Source organism: Nissabacter sp. SGAir0207 (assembly GCF_005491205.1).
Lineage (GTDB): Bacteria > Pseudomonadota > Gammaproteobacteria > Enterobacterales > Enterobacteriaceae > Chimaeribacter.
On record NZ_CP028035.1, the window covers coordinates 3,890,542 to 3,905,439 of the forward strand.

Here is a 14,898-nt window from a genome sequence, read left to right on the forward strand (position 1 = left end):
ATGCTGAGCCTGCATACGCTGGATATGCTGCTATCGATCAACCAGAGCGAGCTGATTGAGGAGATCATCATCGGCCTGCTGGCCACGCCGCAACTCGCCCTGTTCTTCGAGAAATTCCCGCGGTTGAAACGGGCGCTGCTCAAGGATCTGCCCGCCTGGAAGCAGCGGCTGGCGCGGCGAGTCGATGAGGCCACGGTGCCGCCAGCGCTGACCAAGGAGTTCTACTTCTATCAGCGCAGCATGACCGAAAGCCCCGCCCAATTTTACCAACACCTGCCCGGCATCGTGCGCGATCTGCGGGCGATGGACTCCCCCTTCGCCCCAGAGGCAGAGGTGCTGCTGGAGGGGATAGATCCCAGCCAGAGCCACAGTGACGGCCTGCAAACCCTCTTTATACAACGCTGGCGCATGAGCCTGACCCTTCAGGCCATTACCCTGCACCACCAGTTGCTGGAGCAGGAGCGCGAGCAATTGCTGGCCGAGCTGCAACAGCGGCTGGCGATGAGTGGCGCGCTGGTGCCGCTGCTGGCGGAAAATGACAGCGCCGCGGGCCGGCTGTGGGACATGAGTCGTGGCGAGCTGTATGCCGGCAACTACCGGCAGCTGCTGGACTATGGCGCCTTCCTGCAACAGCAACCGGAGCTGAATCGGCTGGCAGAGCGGTTGGGCCGCAGTCAGGCAGCCAAAAGCGTACCGCAGGACAACGCTGCGATGGAGCCTTACCGCCAGCTGGTGCGGGAGCCAGCCACCGTGCCGGAGCAGGTCAGCGGCCTGCACCAAAGCGACGACATCCTGCGCCTGCTGCCGACCGAACTGGCGATGCTGGGGCTGAGCGAGCTGGAGTTTGAGTTCTATCGCCGGCTGCTGGAGAAGCGGCTGATGACCTACCGGCTCCAGGGCGACGCCTGGCAGGAGCGCACCATGATGCGGCCGGTCACCCACCACCACCATGAGGAGCAGCCGCGCGGGCCGTTTGTGGTCTGCGTCGATACCTCTGGCTCTATGGGCGGTTTCAATGAACAGTGCGCCAAGGCGTTCTGTCTGGCGCTGTTGCGCATCGCCCTGGCGGACAAGCGACGCTGCTTCGTGATGCTGTTCGCCACTGAGATCGTGCAGTATGAGCTGACGGACGCCAGCGGGATCGAGCAGGCGATCCGTTTCCTCGGCCAGCACTTCCGCGGCGGCACGGATCTGGCAGCCTGCCTCTCTGCCACGCTGAAAAAGCTGGAGGATCGCGAGTGGCACGATGCTGACGCGGTGGTGATCTCCGATTTCATCGCCCAACGTCTGCCGGATCCGCTGGTGGATAAAGTGCGAGGCCATCAGCAGAAACGGCAGCAACGCTTCCATGCCGTCGCGATGTCTGCCTATGGCAAGCCCGGCATCATGCGCATCTTCGACCACATCTGGCGCTTCGACACCAGCCTGAAGAGCCGACTGGTGCGGCGTCTGCACCGCTAGCCAGCGCCTGATAACCATAGCCCTGCCGGTCGAGATCCACTATCTTCTCCCCATTGCATGTCATCACGCAGAGGTGGAAAAGTGACAGAAGTGTACCAAATCGACAATCTTGATCGCGGCATCCTGAATGCCCTGATGGAGAACGCGCGCACGGCCTATGCGGAGCTGGCAAAGGTGTTCAACGTCAGCCCCGGCACCATCCATGTACGGGTAGAGAAGATGAAGCAGGCCGGCATCATCACCGGTGCCTGCATCCAGGTAAACCCCAAGCAGCTGGGCTATGACGTCTGCTGCTTCATCGGCATTATCCTCAAGAGCGCCAAAGATTACCCCTCGGCGCTGAAAAAGCTGGAGAGCCTGGAGGAGGTGGTGGAGGCGTACTACACCACCGGGCACTACAGCATCTTCATCAAGGTGATGTGCCGATCGATCGACGCACTCCAACAGGTACTTATCAACAAGATCCAAACCATCGATGAGATCCAGTCCACCGAGACGTTGATCTCCTTGCAGAACCCGATCATGCGTGCGATCGCCCCCTGACGAGAAAAAGTTCATACCCATATTGTCCACAGGTAGATCCCAACTGATTCACAGCGTACAATACGCCCTCTTTATATCAGGTGGGATCATTATGGCTGACATTACCCTGATCAGTGGCAGTACCCTTGGCAGTGCTGAATACGTCGCCGAACATTTGGCCGAAAAGTTGGAAGATGCCGGTTTCTCCACAGAGACCCTGCATGGCCCGGCACTTGATGAGCTGCCACCGGCGGGCATCTGGCTGCTGGTGAGTTCAACGCATGGCGCGGGTGATCTGCCTGATAACCTGCAACCCCTGCTGGAGGAGATCGAGGAGCAACAACCCGATCTTTCCCCGATCCGTTTTGGCGCAGTGGGTCTTGGCAGCAGCGAATATGACACCTTCTGTGGCGCGATCAAAACGCTGGAAACCGCATTGATCGCCCGCGGCGCCAAAAAGATCGGCGATCGCCTCGAGATCGACGTGACGGAGCATGAGATCCCCGAAGACCCCGCCGAAGCCTGGCTGATCGATTGGGTAAAATTACTCAAATAAGGTCAAAGATCACGCGATCAGTTGTGGATAACTACCGTTAAAAGCAGGGTAAAACCGGTAGTTATCCCGATAACAACCTGGCCTTCCAAAAGTGCCTGTGTATAAAACCGCGATCAGATCCCAGCTTATACGTTCCAGGATCACCGATCATTCACAGCTAATGATCGTCTATAACGCCCTGTATCCCATCAGGAATCGGGAGTTATGCACAGAGGATCGCGATCCTAATAAGAGATCTAATAAAGAGATCTTTAAATAAAAAAGATCTTCTTTTAATTACCTGCGATCCCAGGATCCTAAGTCGCTTGGTTGCAAGACCAAACTTAAGTAGAATCCCCCACCCCAGGGCAAACCACGATCATTCGCATAACCGCGAGGTGCAGTACCATGTTTTATCCAGACCATTTTGACGTCATCATCATCGGTGGTGGCCACGCCGGTACCGAGGCGGCCATGGCGGCTGCCCGTATGGGACGACAAACCCTATTGTTAACGCATAACATTGATACGCTTGGACAAATGTCCTGTAACCCAGCGATCGGTGGCATCGGAAAAGGACATCTGGTTAAAGAAGTGGACGCCCTCGGCGGGTTGATGGCCACGGCGATCGATCACGCTGGCATCCAGTTTAGGATACTAAACGCGAGCAAAGGCCCGGCCGTTCGCGCCACCCGCGCTCAGGCGGATCGCGTGCTCTATCGTCAGGCGGTACGCACTGCGCTGGAGAACCAGCCCAACCTGATGATCTTCCAGCAGGCGGTAGAAGATCTGATCGTCGAGAACGATCGGGTGGTGGGCGCCGTGACCCAGATGGGCCTCAAGTTCCGCGCGAAAGCGGTGGTGCTGACCGTGGGTACCTTCCTGGATGGCAAGATCCACATCGGCCTGGAGAACTACAGCGGTGGCCGTGCTGGCGATCCTCCGTCGATCCCGCTGGCCCGCCGCCTGCGTGAGCTGCCGCTGCGCGTGAACCGCCTCAAGACCGGCACACCACCGCGTATCGATGCGCGCACCATCGACTTCAGCGTGCTGGAAGCGCAGCATGGCGACCACCCGGCACCGGTGTTCTCGTTCATGGGCAATGCCTCCCAGCACCCACGCCAGATCCCGTGCTACATCACCCATACCAATGAGCAGACGCATGAGGTGATCCGAAACAACCTGGATCGCAGCCCGATGTACGCCGGGATCATCGAAGGGATCGGCCCGCGCTACTGCCCGTCGATCGAAGACAAGGTGATGCGCTTTGCCGATCGCAACGCCCACCAGATCTTCCTGGAGCCGGAAGGGCTGACCAGCAACGAAATTTATCCGAATGGCATCTCCACCAGCCTGCCGTTCGATGTCCAGATGCAGATTGTCCGCTCCATGCGTGGCATGGAGAATGCCCGTATCGTGCGTCCGGGTTACGCCATCGAGTATGATTTCTTCGATCCGCGTGACCTGAAGCCGACGCTGGAGAGCAAGTTCATCCACGGCCTGTTCTTCGCGGGCCAGATCAACGGCACCACCGGCTATGAAGAGGCGGCGGCGCAGGGCCTGCTGGCTGGCCTGAACGCCGGCCGTTACGCCAACGAGGATGAGGGCTGGTCACCACGCCGCGATCAGGCTTACCTCGGCGTGCTGGTTGATGACCTGAGCACCCTCGGCACCAAAGAGCCGTACCGCATGTTTACTTCGCGTGCCGAGTACCGCCTGATGCTGCGTGAGGACAATGCCGACCTGCGCCTGACGGAGAAGGGGCGTGAGCTGGGTCTGGTTGATGACACCCGCTGGGCGCGCTACTGCGAGAAAGTGGAGCAGATCGAACAGGAGCGCCAGCGTCTGCGCAGCCTGTGGGTGCACCCGCACGCCGAGCAGGTGGAGCAGGTCAATGCGCTGCTGAAAGCACCGCTCTCTCGTGAGGCCAGCGGTGAGGAGTTGCTGCGCCGCCCGGAGATGACCTACCAGCAGATGGTCTCCATGTCGGCGTTCGCCCCGGGGCTGAGCGATCCACAGGCGGCGGAGCAGGTTGAGATCCAGGTGAAGTATGAAGGCTACATCGCCCGCCAGCAGGATGAGATCGAGCGCCAACAGCGCAACGAGAACACTGTGCTGCCAGCGGATCTGGATTACCGTCAGGTCTCCGGCCTGTCGAATGAAGTGATCGCCAAGCTGAACGATCACAAACCCAGCTCCATCGGTCAGGCGTCACGCATCTCCGGCATTACGCCAGCCGCCATCTCCATCCTGCTTGTCTGGCTGAAGAAACAGGGCCTGCTGCGCCGCAGCGCCTGATTCTGCCCGCCGCCAGCCTGAAAGCTGGCGGCGGCCTCTTTGCCTTCGCTGCGCTCTGCACTATCATCAGTGGCAAGCTTCATCTCTTGCCATGCTCTACGCTTGCCAAAGGAATTTCCCGTGCTGCAAAAACTCGACTCGCTGCTTAATCAGGCCGGCATTGTGTTGCCCGATCAGCAGAAAAACCAGCTGCTGGCCTATGTGGGTATGCTGGATAAGTGGAACAAAGCCTATAACCTGACCTCAGTGCGTGACCCGGCAGAGATGTTGGTGCGCCACATCCTCGACAGTATCGTGGTCAACCCGCACCTTCAGGGAAGCCGCTTTATCGATGTCGGCACCGGGCCGGGGTTGCCTGGCATCCCGTTGGCGATTGTGCGCCCCGATTCCCACTTCACGTTGCTGGACAGCTTGGGCAAGCGCGTGCGCTTCCTGCGCCAGGTACAGCATGAGTTAGGACTTACTAACATTACGCCAGTGCAGAGCCGTGTCGAGGCGTTCCCAGCTGAGCCGCCGTTTGACGGCGTCATTAGCCGCGCATTCGCTTCACTGGATGATATGGTCTCCTGGTGCCACCATCTGCCTGCGGCGCAGCATGGGCGTTTCTACGCGCTTAAGGGCGTACGTCCAGATGATGAGTTGGCTGCCATCGAGGGCAGGGCAGGGGTGGAGCAGATTGTTCGCCTGACGGTGCCCGGTTTGGAAGGTGAGCGGCATCTGGTAATATTGAAGCCTGAATAATTTGAGCGATATCAAAAAAAGATAAATCATCTAACCGTTGCCGCCGTTAACATAAGCGTGCTAATTAAAAAAGTGACGGCGGTCTAATTAACGTACATTTCACAGTTTGATAGCAGTGCTATTTTTGACGGCCAAAAACTCGGACAAAATAAGCAAAAGTGGTAATGAGAGTCATTCTCAAATCACTGGGGGGAATGTAAATTTTTCGTTGCTTATTTTTAGGTTGAAATGTCAAAGAAAGGTTTAATTTAGGTATTTGCTTTGTATTTAAAGCGTAACGTAATAGCGCCTTGATTTCTATGGTTTTAAAAAAAGCCGCTTTTGCGCGTTCGACGGCGAAGCAAACCGACTCGGCGGATTCTGCCGCTATTTTGTGTGATCTTGAGCACACTTATATGAATAGTCCGGTGATAATCAGACAATTATTATCTTCGCCATAGGCAATAGTTTCCTTAGGAAAATAGCCACACAGGCGTGGATTTAAATAATTGTTCACCTTTTCGCTACTTATCGATTGAATTCGCTTGAGTGAACCGTATAATTTGCTCGGTTTTTGCTGCTTGACTCTGCCATCCAATGGCAGTTTTATACGACACTCAGCATACCTCCACTGAGTTACGGAGAGAACAAACGTCATGTCTGCATCCCTTTACAGCGGGAAGGTTGCCAGAAAACTGCTGTTGGTGCAGTTACTGACCTTTGTTCTGCTCAGTGCCGTATTCGGGCTAAAAGGCCTGGAATGGAGTGTTTCTGCTTTAGCCGGCGGGTTATCCGCCTGGTTACCGAACGCACTGTTTATGCTGTTTGCGTGGCGCCACCAGGCGGATACGCCACTCTCTGGACGCGTCGCCTGGTCGTTCGCCATCGGAGAGGCGTTGAAGGTTGTCATCACCATTGTGTTGTTGATAATCGCCCTGGGAGTGCTCAAGGCGGTGTTTATCCCGCTGGGTGTAACCTATCTATCGGTGTTGTTCACGCAGATATTGGCACCAGCCGTGATTAACAGTTACCGCGCATAGCGGTTTTTGTATCTAACTACAAAAGGGTAAGAGGCATCATGTCTGCATCAGGAGAAATCTCTACTCCTCAAGAGTATATCGGTCACCATCTGACTCAACTTCAGGTGGGGACGGGATTCTGGTCGATAAACATCGATTCGATGTTTTTCTCCGTGGTCCTCGGTCTGCTCTTTCTGGTTATTTTCCGTAAAGTAGCAAAAAACGCCACCAGTGGCGTCCCTGGCAAACTGCAAACAGCAATTGAGCTGGTTGTCGGGTTTGTCGATAGCAGCGTGCGTGACATGTATCACGGCAAGAGCAAAGTGATTGCACCGCTCGCACTGACCGTCTTCGTCTGGGTCTTCCTGATGAACATGATGGATCTGCTGCCTATCGACTTGCTGCCTTATATCGGTGAACACGTCCTCGGGCTTCCTGCCCTGCGCGTGGTGCCTACCGCTGATGTGAACGTCACATTGTCGATGGCGCTGGGCGTATTCATTCTGATCCTGTTCTACAGCATCAAAATGAAAGGGGTTGGCGGCTTCGTTAAAGAGTTGACGATGCAGCCGTTCAACCATCCGGTATTCATTCCAATCAACTTGATTTTGGAAGGTGTCAGCCTGCTGTCCAAGCCTGTTTCTCTGGGTCTGCGACTGTTTGGCAACATGTATGCGGGTGAGTTGATCTTCATCCTGATTGCCGGATTGCTGCCGTGGTGGTCACAGTGGGTTCTGAGTGTGCCGTGGGCCATTTTCCACATCCTGATCATTACGCTGCAAGCCTTTATTTTCATGGTTCTGACGATTGTTTATCTGTCGATGGCTTCTGAAGAACACTGATTTTTCTTTCAACAATACTGCGTTTAACTGAAACAAACTGGAGACTGTCATGGAAAACCTGAGTATGGATCTGCTGTACATGGCTGCCGCTGTGATGATGGGCCTGGCGGCAATCGGTGCTGCGATCGGTATCGGCATCCTGGGTGGTAAATTCTTGGAAGGCGCTGCTCGTCAGCCTGACCTGATTCCTCTGCTGCGTACACAATTCTTCATCGTTATGGGTCTGGTTGACGCCATCCCGATGATTGCGGTTGGTCTGGGCCTGTACGTGATGTTTGCTGTCGCGTAGTAGAGATTTTTCTCTACAGTGAAACCACACAAACTATTAACTTTAAAAGAGGCATTGTGCTGTGAATCTTAACGCAACAATCCTCGGCCAGGCCATCGCGTTCGTCCTGTTTGTCTGGTTCTGTATGAAGTATGTATGGCCGCCAATTATGGCTGCCATCGAGAAGCGTCAGAAAGAGATTGCTGACGGTCTCGCTTCAGCAGAACGTGCCAAAAAAGATCTGGACCTCGCGCAAGCCGATGCGACCGACCAGCTGAAAAAAGCCAAGGCAGACGCCCAGGTAATCATTGAGCAAGCCAACAAGCGTGGCTCTCAGATTGTCGAAGATGCAAAAGCCGAAGCAGAGCAGGAACGTAACAGAATCGTGGCGCAAGCACAGGCTGAGATCGAAGCCGAACGTAAGCGCGCTCGTGAAGAGTTGCGTAAGCAAGTCGCTGTACTGGCAATTGCTGGCGCCGAGAAGATCATTGAACGTTCCGTGGATGAAGCTGCTAACAGCGACATCGTTGATAAACTGGTCGCTGAACTGTAAGGAGGGAGGGGCCGATGTCTGAATTTGTCACGGTAGCTCGCCCCTACGCCAAAGCAGCATTTGACTTTGCCGTTGAGCACCAATGTATCGACCGCTGGCAGCAGATGCTGGCGTTTGCCGCAGAAGTGACGCGCAACGAACAGATTAAAGCATTGCTTTCCGGTGCTGTTGCACCGGAAACGCTGTCTGAAACGTTCTTTGCCGTATGTGGTGATCAACTCGACGACGCCGGTCGCAACCTGATTAAGGTCATGGCCGACAACAAACGTTTATCCGTCCTTCCTGAAGTGTTAGAGCAGTTTATTGCACTGCGCGCCTCCCTCGAGGCGACGGTCGAAGTCGAAGTGATTTCCGCCACCACACTGAATGACGCCCAGCAGGCAAACATTGCCGCTGCGATGGAAAAACGTCTGTCACGCAAAGTTAAGCTGAATTGCAAAATTGATAAGTCTGTATTGGCCGGCGTAGTAATCCGCGCAGGCGACATGGTGATTGATGGCAGCGTACGCGGCCGTCTCGAACGCCTCGCAGACGTCTTGCAGTCTTAAGGGGACTGGAGCATGCAACTGAATTCCACCGAAATCAGCGAACTGATCAAGCAGCGCATTGCTCAGTTCAATGTAGTGAGCGAAGCTCACAATGAAGGTACTATTGTTTCCGTCAGCGACGGGATCATCCGCGTACACGGTCTGGCCGACGTTATGCAGGGCGAGATGATCGCACTGCCGGGCAACCGTTACGCTATCGCACTGAACCTGGAGCGCGACTCCGTTGGTGCCGTGGTCATGGGCCCGTATGCGGACCTGGCTGAAGGCATGAAGGTGAAGTGCACCGGCCGTATCCTGGAAGTACCGGTTGGCCGTGGCCTGCTGGGCCGTGTGGTCAACACCCTGGGTGCGCCAATCGACGGTAAAGGCCCGATTGAAAATGACGGTTTCTCCCCGGTTGAAGTTATCGCCCCTGGCGTTATCGACCGTCAATCCGTTGATGAGCCGGTACAGACTGGTTATAAGTCCGTTGATGCCATGATTCCAATCGGCCGTGGCCAGCGTGAGCTGATCATCGGCGACCGTCAGACCGGTAAAACCGCGCTGGCGATCGATGCGATCATCAACCAACGTGACTCCGGCATCAAATGCGTCTACGTCGCCATCGGCCAGAAAGCGTCCACCATCTCCAACGTGGTGCGTAAACTGGAAGAGCACGGCGCGCTGGCTAACACCATCGTGGTTGTGGCTACCGCATCTGAATCCGCTGCACTGCAATACCTGGCACCGTACGCCGGTTGCTCCATGGGCGAATACTTCCGTGACCGCGGTGAAGATGCGCTGATCGTATACGATGACCTGTCCAAGCAGGCCGTTGCTTACCGTCAGATCTCCCTGCTGCTGCGTCGTCCGCCGGGCCGTGAAGCCTATCCGGGTGACGTGTTCTACCTCCACTCCCGTCTGCTGGAGCGTGCTGCGCGTGTTAACGCCGACTACGTTGAAGCATTCACCAAGGGTGAAGTGAAAGGTAAAACCGGCTCCCTGACCGCGCTGCCGCTGATCGAGACTCAGGCTGGTGACGTTTCCGCGTTCGTTCCGACCAACGTAATCTCCATTACCGATGGTCAGATCTTCCTGGAATCCAACCTGTTCAACTCCGGCATCCGTCCTGCGGTTAACCCAGGGATCTCCGTATCCCGTGTGGGTGGCGCAGCACAGACCAAGATCATCAAGAAACTGTCCGGTGGTATCCGTACCGCGCTGGCACAGTATCGTGAACTGGCAGCCTTCTCCCAGTTCGCCTCTGATCTGGATGAAGCAACGCGTAAGCAGCTGAACCACGGCCAGAAAGTAACTGAACTGCTGAAGCAGAAACAGTACGCGCCGATGTCCGTTGCCCAACAAGCCCTGGTGCTGTTTGCGGCCGAGCGTGGCTTCCTGGAAGACGTTGAAGTGCCTAAAGTGGTTGCTTTTGAAGCTGCCCTGCTGGCCTTCGCTGACCGCGAGCACGCTGATCTGCTGAACGAAATCAACCAAACTGGCAACTTTAACAACGAGATTGAAGGCAAGCTGAAAAGCCTGCTGGAAACCTTCAAAGCAACCCAGTCCTGGTAACGCCTGAACGGTCCTGCTGTTCTTCTGAGCAGCAGGCCGTCTGGCAATGAGGAGAAGCAGAGATGGCCGGCGCAAAAGAGATACGTAGTAAGATCGGAAGCGTACAAAACACGCAGAAGATCACTAAAGCGATGGAGATGGTCGCCGCCTCCAAAATGCGTAAATCGCAGGAGCGCATGGCAGCCAGCCGTCCTTATGCAGAGACCATGCGCAAAGTGATTGGTCACCTTGCGCTGGGTAATCTGGAATACAAACACCCCTACCTGGACGACCGCGATGTGAAGCGCGTTGGGTATCTGGTGGTGTCTACTGACCGTGGTCTGTGCGGCGGCTTGAACACTAACCTGTTCAAGAAAGTGCTGTCAGAGATGAAAGGTTGGTCCGAAAAAGGCGTACAAGCCGATCTCGCTGTGATTGGTTCGAAAGCAGCCTCTTTCTTCGGCGCTGTAGGCGGCAACATTGTTGCCCAGGTGACCGGTCTGGGCGACAAGCCCTCCCTGTCCGATCTGATCGGGCCGGTGAAAGTGATGCTGCAAGCCTACGACGAAGGTCGTCTGGACAAGCTGTACATCGTCAGTAACAAGTTTATCAATACGATGTCCCAGGTTCCGCAAGTTCTTCAGTTGCTGCCGCTGCCGCCCGCGGAAGAGGGCACGCTGGAGAAGAAATCGTGGGATTACCTGTATGAACCCGATCCTAAGTCGTTGCTGGATACCCTGCTGCGTCGCTATGTGGAATCGCAAGTTTATCAGGGCGTCGTGGAAAACCTGGCCAGCGAGCAGGCCGCACGAATGGTCGCGATGAAAGCCGCAACCGACAACGGCGGTAGCCTGATCAAAGAGCTTCAGTTGGTATACAACAAAGCCCGTCAGGCCAGCATCACTCAAGAACTTACCGAGATCGTCTCGGGGGCCGCTGCGGTTTAAGCTAGGTTTACGAATTACGTAGAGGATTCAAGATGGCTACTGGAAAGATTATCCAGGTAATCGGCGCCGTAGTGGACGTCGAGTTCCCTCAGGATGCCGTACCGAACGTGTACGAAGCACTTGAGGTTGAAAACGGCGCTTCCAAACTGGTGCTGGAAGTTCAGCAACAGCTGGGCGGCGGCGTTGTGCGTTGTATCGCAATGGGTAGTTCCGACGGTCTGCGTCGCGGGTTGAAAGTCACCAACCTGGGCCACCCGATCGAAGTACCGGTTGGTAAAGCAACCCTGGGCCGTATCATGAACGTATTGGGTGAACCAATCGACATGAAGGGCGACATCGGCGAAGAAGAGCGTTGGGCTATCCACCGTTCTGCTCCGAGCTACGAAGAGCTCTCCAGCTCCCAGGATCTGCTGGAAACCGGCATCAAGGTTATCGACCTGATGTGTCCGTTCGCTAAGGGCGGTAAAGTCGGTCTGTTCGGTGGTGCGGGTGTAGGTAAAACCGTAAACATGATGGAGCTGATCCGTAACATCGCGATCGAGCACTCCGGTTACTCCGTGTTTGCAGGCGTGGGCGAGCGTACCCGTGAAGGTAACGACTTCTACCACGAGATGACCGACTCCAACGTTATCGACAAAGTATCCCTGGTGTATGGCCAGATGAACGAGCCGCCGGGTAACCGTCTGCGCGTGGCACTGACCGGCCTGACCATGGCTGAGAAGTTCCGTGACGAAGGTCGTGACGTTCTGCTGTTCGTTGACAACATCTACCGTTACACCCTGGCCGGTACTGAAGTATCCGCACTGCTCGGCCGTATGCCGTCTGCAGTAGGTTACCAGCCGACCCTGGCTGAAGAGATGGGCGTTCTGCAAGAGCGTATCACCTCTACCAAGACCGGTTCTATCACCTCCGTACAGGCCGTTTACGTCCCTGCGGATGACTTGACTGACCCGTCTCCGGCAACCACCTTCGCCCACTTGGACGCAACCGTGGTACTGAGCCGTCAAATCGCCTCTCTGGGTATCTACCCGGCGGTTGACCCGCTCGACTCCACCAGCCGTCAGCTGGATCCGCTGGTAGTTGGTCAGGAGCACTACGATGTGGCTCGTGGCGTGCAGTCCCTGCTGCAACGCTACCAGGAACTGAAAGACATCATCGCGATTCTGGGTATGGACGAGCTGTCTGAAGAAGACAAGCTGGTTGTAGCCCGTTCTCGTAAGATTCAGCGCTTCCTGTCCCAGCCGTTCTTCGTGGCAGAAGTATTTACCGGTGCACCGGGCAAATACGTCTCCCTGAAAGACACCATCGCGGGCTTCAAAGGCATCATGAACGGCGACTACGATCACCTGCCAGAGCAAGCGTTCTACATGGTTGGTTCCATCGACGAAGCCGTGGAAAAAGCCAAGAAACTGTAACGCTTTCATAGGAGGCTGACATGGCTGAAATGACTTACCATCTGGATGTGGTCAGTGCGGAAAAGGGTATGTTTTCCGGTCTGGTCCAGAAAATTCAGGTGACGGGTAGCGAAGGTGAGCTGGGTATCTTCCCGGGCCACGCGCCGCTGCTCACTGCCATTAAGCCTGGCATGGTGCGTATTGTTAAGCAGCACGGTGAAGAGGAGTATATCTACCTCTCCGGCGGCATCCTCGAGGTGCAACCGAACAGCGTAACCGTGCTGGCTGACACCGCCATTCGTGGGCAGGATCTTGACGAAGCTCGCGCGCTGGAAGCTAAGCGCAAGGCGGAAGAACATATCCATAGCTCTCACGGTGACGTCGACTATGCTCAGGCATCGGCGGAACTGGCCAAAGCGATCGCAAAATTGCGCGTCATCGAGTTGACCAGAAAAGCAATGTAATGCATTACGGAAGCGGCCTACGGGCCGCTTTTTTTTCGCCTTTAAAAAAGCGCCCCCTGCCCTCTTCTTTCCGATTATTCCTGAAAAAAATCCCCCGCTTTACCGACACTTTGCGGCAAAATTCGTTATTGTTATCGTCAGGCGTGCAAGCCTTGCGCAGCGCGGCTTGTGCAGCATTTTCACTGAAAAATATGTAGTAATTCTGTCACCGAACAGGTTTACTTTTGACTTCTCAATAAGGCTACCAGATTGCTTATGTCGAACAGCTCACTGAGCGTGGTTATCCTTGCCGCTGGCAAGGGAACGCGCATGTATTCCGATCTTCCCAAAGTCCTTCATCCCCTGGCCGGCAAGCCAATGGTTCAACATGTGATTGATGCGGCAACGAAACTGGGCGCGGCACGGGTTCATCTGGTGTATGGGCATGGCGGCAACCTGTTGCAGGAGAAACTGCACCACGCGCCGCTGAATTGGGTGTTGCAGGCTGAGCAGCTGGGCACCGGCCACGCCATGCAGCAGGCCGCGCCGCACTTCGCCGATGAGGAAGAAGTGCTGATGCTCTACGGCGATGTGCCACTGATCTCGGTGGCGACGCTGCAAAACCTGCTGCGCGCCAAGCCTGAGGGCGGCATCGGCCTGTTGACGGTCAAGCTAACCGACCCCACCGGCTATGGCCGCATCGTGCGGGAGAATGGCCGCGTGACGGGCATCGTGGAGCAGAAAGACGCCACCCCGGCGCAGCAGGCGATTGATGAGGTGAACACCGGCATTCTGGTGGCCAAGGGCGCTGACCTGAAACGCTGGCTGGCGAAGCTGGAGAACAACAACGCCCAGGGCGAGTACTACCTGACAGACATCATCGGGCTGGCCCACGCGGAGGGGCGACTGATCGAGACCGTCCACCCGGCACGCCTGAGCGAAGTGGAGGGGGTGAACAACCGCCTGCAACTGGCGCGGCTGGAGCGGGTCTATCAGGCGGAACAGGCGGAACAGCTGCTACTGGCCGGCGTGATGCTGCTGGACCCGGCGCGCTTTGACCTGCGCGGCACGCTGGAGCATGGCCGTGACGTGGTGATTGACGCCAACGTGATCGTCGAAGGTCAGGTAAAACTGGGCAACCGGGTGAAGATTGGCGCGGGCTGCGTGCTGAAGAACTGTGAAATTGGCGATGATTGCGACATCAGCCCCTACACGGTCATTGAGGATTCGACGCTGGCCAACGCCTGCACCATTGGGCCATTTGCCCGCCTGCGTCCCGGCAGTGAGCTGGCGGAGAGCGTCCACGTCGGCAATTTCGTTGAGGTGAAGAATGCCCACCTCGGTCAGGGCACCAAGGCGGGCCACCTCTCCTACCTGGGCGACGCGGAGATTGGCGCGAACGTCAACATTGGCGCGGGCACCATCACCTGCAACTATGACGGCGCGAACAAACATAAGACGGTGATCGGCGATAATGTTTTCGTTGGCTCCGACACCCAATTGGTCGCACCGGTCAGCGTGGGCAACAACGTCACCCTGGCGGCGGGCACCACCGTCACGCGCAATGTACCGGACAACGGTCTGGTCTTGAGCCGCGTGCCGCAGGTGCACAAACCGGAGTGGCAGCGCCCGGTGAAAAAACGCTGATCCCCCCTGCCTCGGGTGCGCCCGAGGCGGTTTTGGCCTGTGTACTGCCTGAAGTGCACAGGCCAAAACATAATAATCCCCACTCTACAGGCTCGGGGAACCCGGCAACGCCGGGAAATCAGGTCGAAGACATCGTAGGCCATTGAGTGGCCTTAATAGGAATTAACA

Annotated in this window: 15 protein-coding genes; all 15 read left to right on the forward strand. The window is 56.2% G+C overall.

Going from position 1 to position 14,898, the window contains the following annotated elements:
* The 15 genes from viaA to glmU all read left to right on the forward strand — a co-directional run bounded on the left by viaA (position 1) and on the right by glmU (position 14,730).
* Positions 1 to 1,461, forward strand: a complete 1,461-nt coding sequence (gene viaA / locus C1N62_RS17495; protein WP_137764817.1) for an ATPase RavA stimulator ViaA — start codon at positions 1 to 3, stop codon at positions 1,459 to 1,461.
* An 81-nt stretch (positions 1,462 to 1,542) separates the two neighbouring features.
* Positions 1,543 to 2,004, forward strand: coding sequence for a transcriptional regulator AsnC (asnC, locus tag C1N62_RS17500; protein ID WP_137764818.1), 462 nt, complete (start codon positions 1,543 to 1,545; stop codon positions 2,002 to 2,004).
* A 91-nt stretch (positions 2,005 to 2,095) separates the two neighbouring features.
* Positions 2,096 to 2,539, forward strand: coding sequence for an FMN-binding protein MioC (mioC, locus tag C1N62_RS17505; RefSeq protein ID WP_137764819.1), 444 nt, complete (start codon positions 2,096 to 2,098; stop codon positions 2,537 to 2,539).
* Between the two features lie 387 nt (positions 2,540 to 2,926).
* Entirely contained in the window at positions 2,927 to 4,816 is a 1,890-nt protein-coding gene (gene mnmG, locus C1N62_RS17510; RefSeq protein ID WP_137764820.1) for a tRNA uridine-5-carboxymethylaminomethyl(34) synthesis enzyme MnmG, read from the forward strand.
* Between the two features lie 120 nt (positions 4,817 to 4,936).
* Complete coding sequence (gene rsmG / locus C1N62_RS17515) at positions 4,937 to 5,557, forward strand: 16S rRNA (guanine(527)-N(7))-methyltransferase RsmG (RefSeq protein WP_137764821.1); 621 nt, start codon at positions 4,937 to 4,939, stop codon at positions 5,555 to 5,557.
* A gap of 635 nt (positions 5,558 to 6,192) precedes the next feature.
* Positions 6,193 to 6,576 (forward strand): F0F1 ATP synthase subunit I, encoded by a 384-nt coding sequence (atpI, locus tag C1N62_RS17520; protein WP_137764822.1) that lies wholly within the window; start codon positions 6,193 to 6,195, stop codon positions 6,574 to 6,576.
* A gap of 38 nt (positions 6,577 to 6,614) precedes the next feature.
* The gene (atpB, locus tag C1N62_RS17525) at positions 6,615 to 7,397 is read left to right on the forward strand and encodes a F0F1 ATP synthase subunit A (protein ID WP_137764823.1); all 783 of its coding nucleotides are present in this window, start codon (positions 6,615 to 6,617) and stop codon (positions 7,395 to 7,397) included.
* Between the two features lie 49 nt (positions 7,398 to 7,446).
* Entirely contained in the window at positions 7,447 to 7,686 is a 240-nt protein-coding gene (gene atpE / locus C1N62_RS17530; RefSeq protein ID WP_004093904.1) for a F0F1 ATP synthase subunit C, read from the forward strand.
* A gap of 61 nt (positions 7,687 to 7,747) precedes the next feature.
* Positions 7,748 to 8,218, forward strand: a complete 471-nt coding sequence (atpF, locus tag C1N62_RS17535; protein ID WP_137764824.1) for a F0F1 ATP synthase subunit B — start codon at positions 7,748 to 7,750, stop codon at positions 8,216 to 8,218.
* A 14-nt stretch (positions 8,219 to 8,232) separates the two neighbouring features.
* A complete protein-coding gene (atpH, locus tag C1N62_RS17540) occupies positions 8,233 to 8,766 on the forward strand; it encodes a F0F1 ATP synthase subunit delta (RefSeq protein WP_137764825.1) in 534 nt (177 codons plus the stop codon).
* 12 nt (positions 8,767 to 8,778) lie between these two features.
* Positions 8,779 to 10,320: a F0F1 ATP synthase subunit alpha gene (gene atpA, locus C1N62_RS17545; protein WP_137764826.1), complete on the forward strand. Its 1,542-nt coding sequence runs from the start codon at positions 8,779 to 8,781 to the stop codon at positions 10,318 to 10,320.
* A 62-nt stretch (positions 10,321 to 10,382) separates the two neighbouring features.
* Positions 10,383 to 11,246 carry a F0F1 ATP synthase subunit gamma gene (atpG, locus tag C1N62_RS17550; protein ID WP_137764827.1) on the forward strand — a complete coding sequence of 288 codons (864 nt, stop codon included), beginning with the start codon at positions 10,383 to 10,385 and terminating at the stop codon, positions 11,244 to 11,246.
* Positions 11,247 to 11,278: 32 nt separating this feature from the next.
* Positions 11,279 to 12,661: a F0F1 ATP synthase subunit beta gene (atpD, locus tag C1N62_RS17555; RefSeq protein ID WP_137764828.1), complete on the forward strand. Its 1,383-nt coding sequence runs from the start codon at positions 11,279 to 11,281 to the stop codon at positions 12,659 to 12,661.
* Positions 12,662 to 12,690: 29 nt separating this feature from the next.
* A complete protein-coding gene (locus C1N62_RS17560; protein WP_168195903.1) occupies positions 12,691 to 13,104 on the forward strand; it encodes a F0F1 ATP synthase subunit epsilon in 414 nt (137 codons plus the stop codon).
* Between the two features lie 255 nt (positions 13,105 to 13,359).
* Positions 13,360 to 14,730 (forward strand): bifunctional UDP-N-acetylglucosamine diphosphorylase/glucosamine-1-phosphate N-acetyltransferase GlmU, encoded by a 1,371-nt coding sequence (glmU, locus tag C1N62_RS17565; RefSeq protein WP_137764830.1) that lies wholly within the window; start codon positions 13,360 to 13,362, stop codon positions 14,728 to 14,730.
* The last annotated feature ends 168 nt before the right edge of the window (positions 14,731 to 14,898 follow it).

Excerpts from the sequence above, each read along its gene's own strand:
- C1N62_RS17560 (WP_168195903.1), top strand. The coding sequence starts at position 12,691 with ATGACTTACCATCTGGATGTGGTCAGTGCGGAAAAGGGTATGTTTTCC.
- viaA (WP_137764817.1), top strand. The coding sequence starts at position 1 with ATGCTGAGCCTGCATACGCTGGATATGCTGCTATCGATCAACCAGAGC.
- atpD (WP_137764828.1), top strand. The coding sequence starts at position 11,279 with ATGGCTACTGGAAAGATTATCCAGGTAATCGGCGCCGTAGTGGACGTC.
- atpG (WP_137764827.1), top strand. The coding sequence starts at position 10,383 with ATGGCCGGCGCAAAAGAGATACGTAGTAAGATCGGAAGCGTACAAAAC.
- atpA (WP_137764826.1), top strand. The coding sequence starts at position 8,779 with ATGCAACTGAATTCCACCGAAATCAGCGAACTGATCAAGCAGCGCATT.
- glmU (WP_137764830.1), top strand. The coding sequence starts at position 13,360 with ATGTCGAACAGCTCACTGAGCGTGGTTATCCTTGCCGCTGGCAAGGGA.
- mnmG (WP_137764820.1), top strand. The coding sequence starts at position 2,927 with ATGTTTTATCCAGACCATTTTGACGTCATCATCATCGGTGGTGGCCAC.
- atpI (WP_137764822.1), top strand. The coding sequence starts at position 6,193 with ATGTCTGCATCCCTTTACAGCGGGAAGGTTGCCAGAAAACTGCTGTTG.
- atpE (WP_004093904.1), top strand. The coding sequence starts at position 7,447 with ATGGAAAACCTGAGTATGGATCTGCTGTACATGGCTGCCGCTGTGATG.
- mioC (WP_137764819.1), top strand. The coding sequence starts at position 2,096 with ATGGCTGACATTACCCTGATCAGTGGCAGTACCCTTGGCAGTGCTGAA.
- atpB (WP_137764823.1), top strand. The coding sequence starts at position 6,615 with ATGTCTGCATCAGGAGAAATCTCTACTCCTCAAGAGTATATCGGTCAC.
- atpH (WP_137764825.1), top strand. The coding sequence starts at position 8,233 with ATGTCTGAATTTGTCACGGTAGCTCGCCCCTACGCCAAAGCAGCATTT.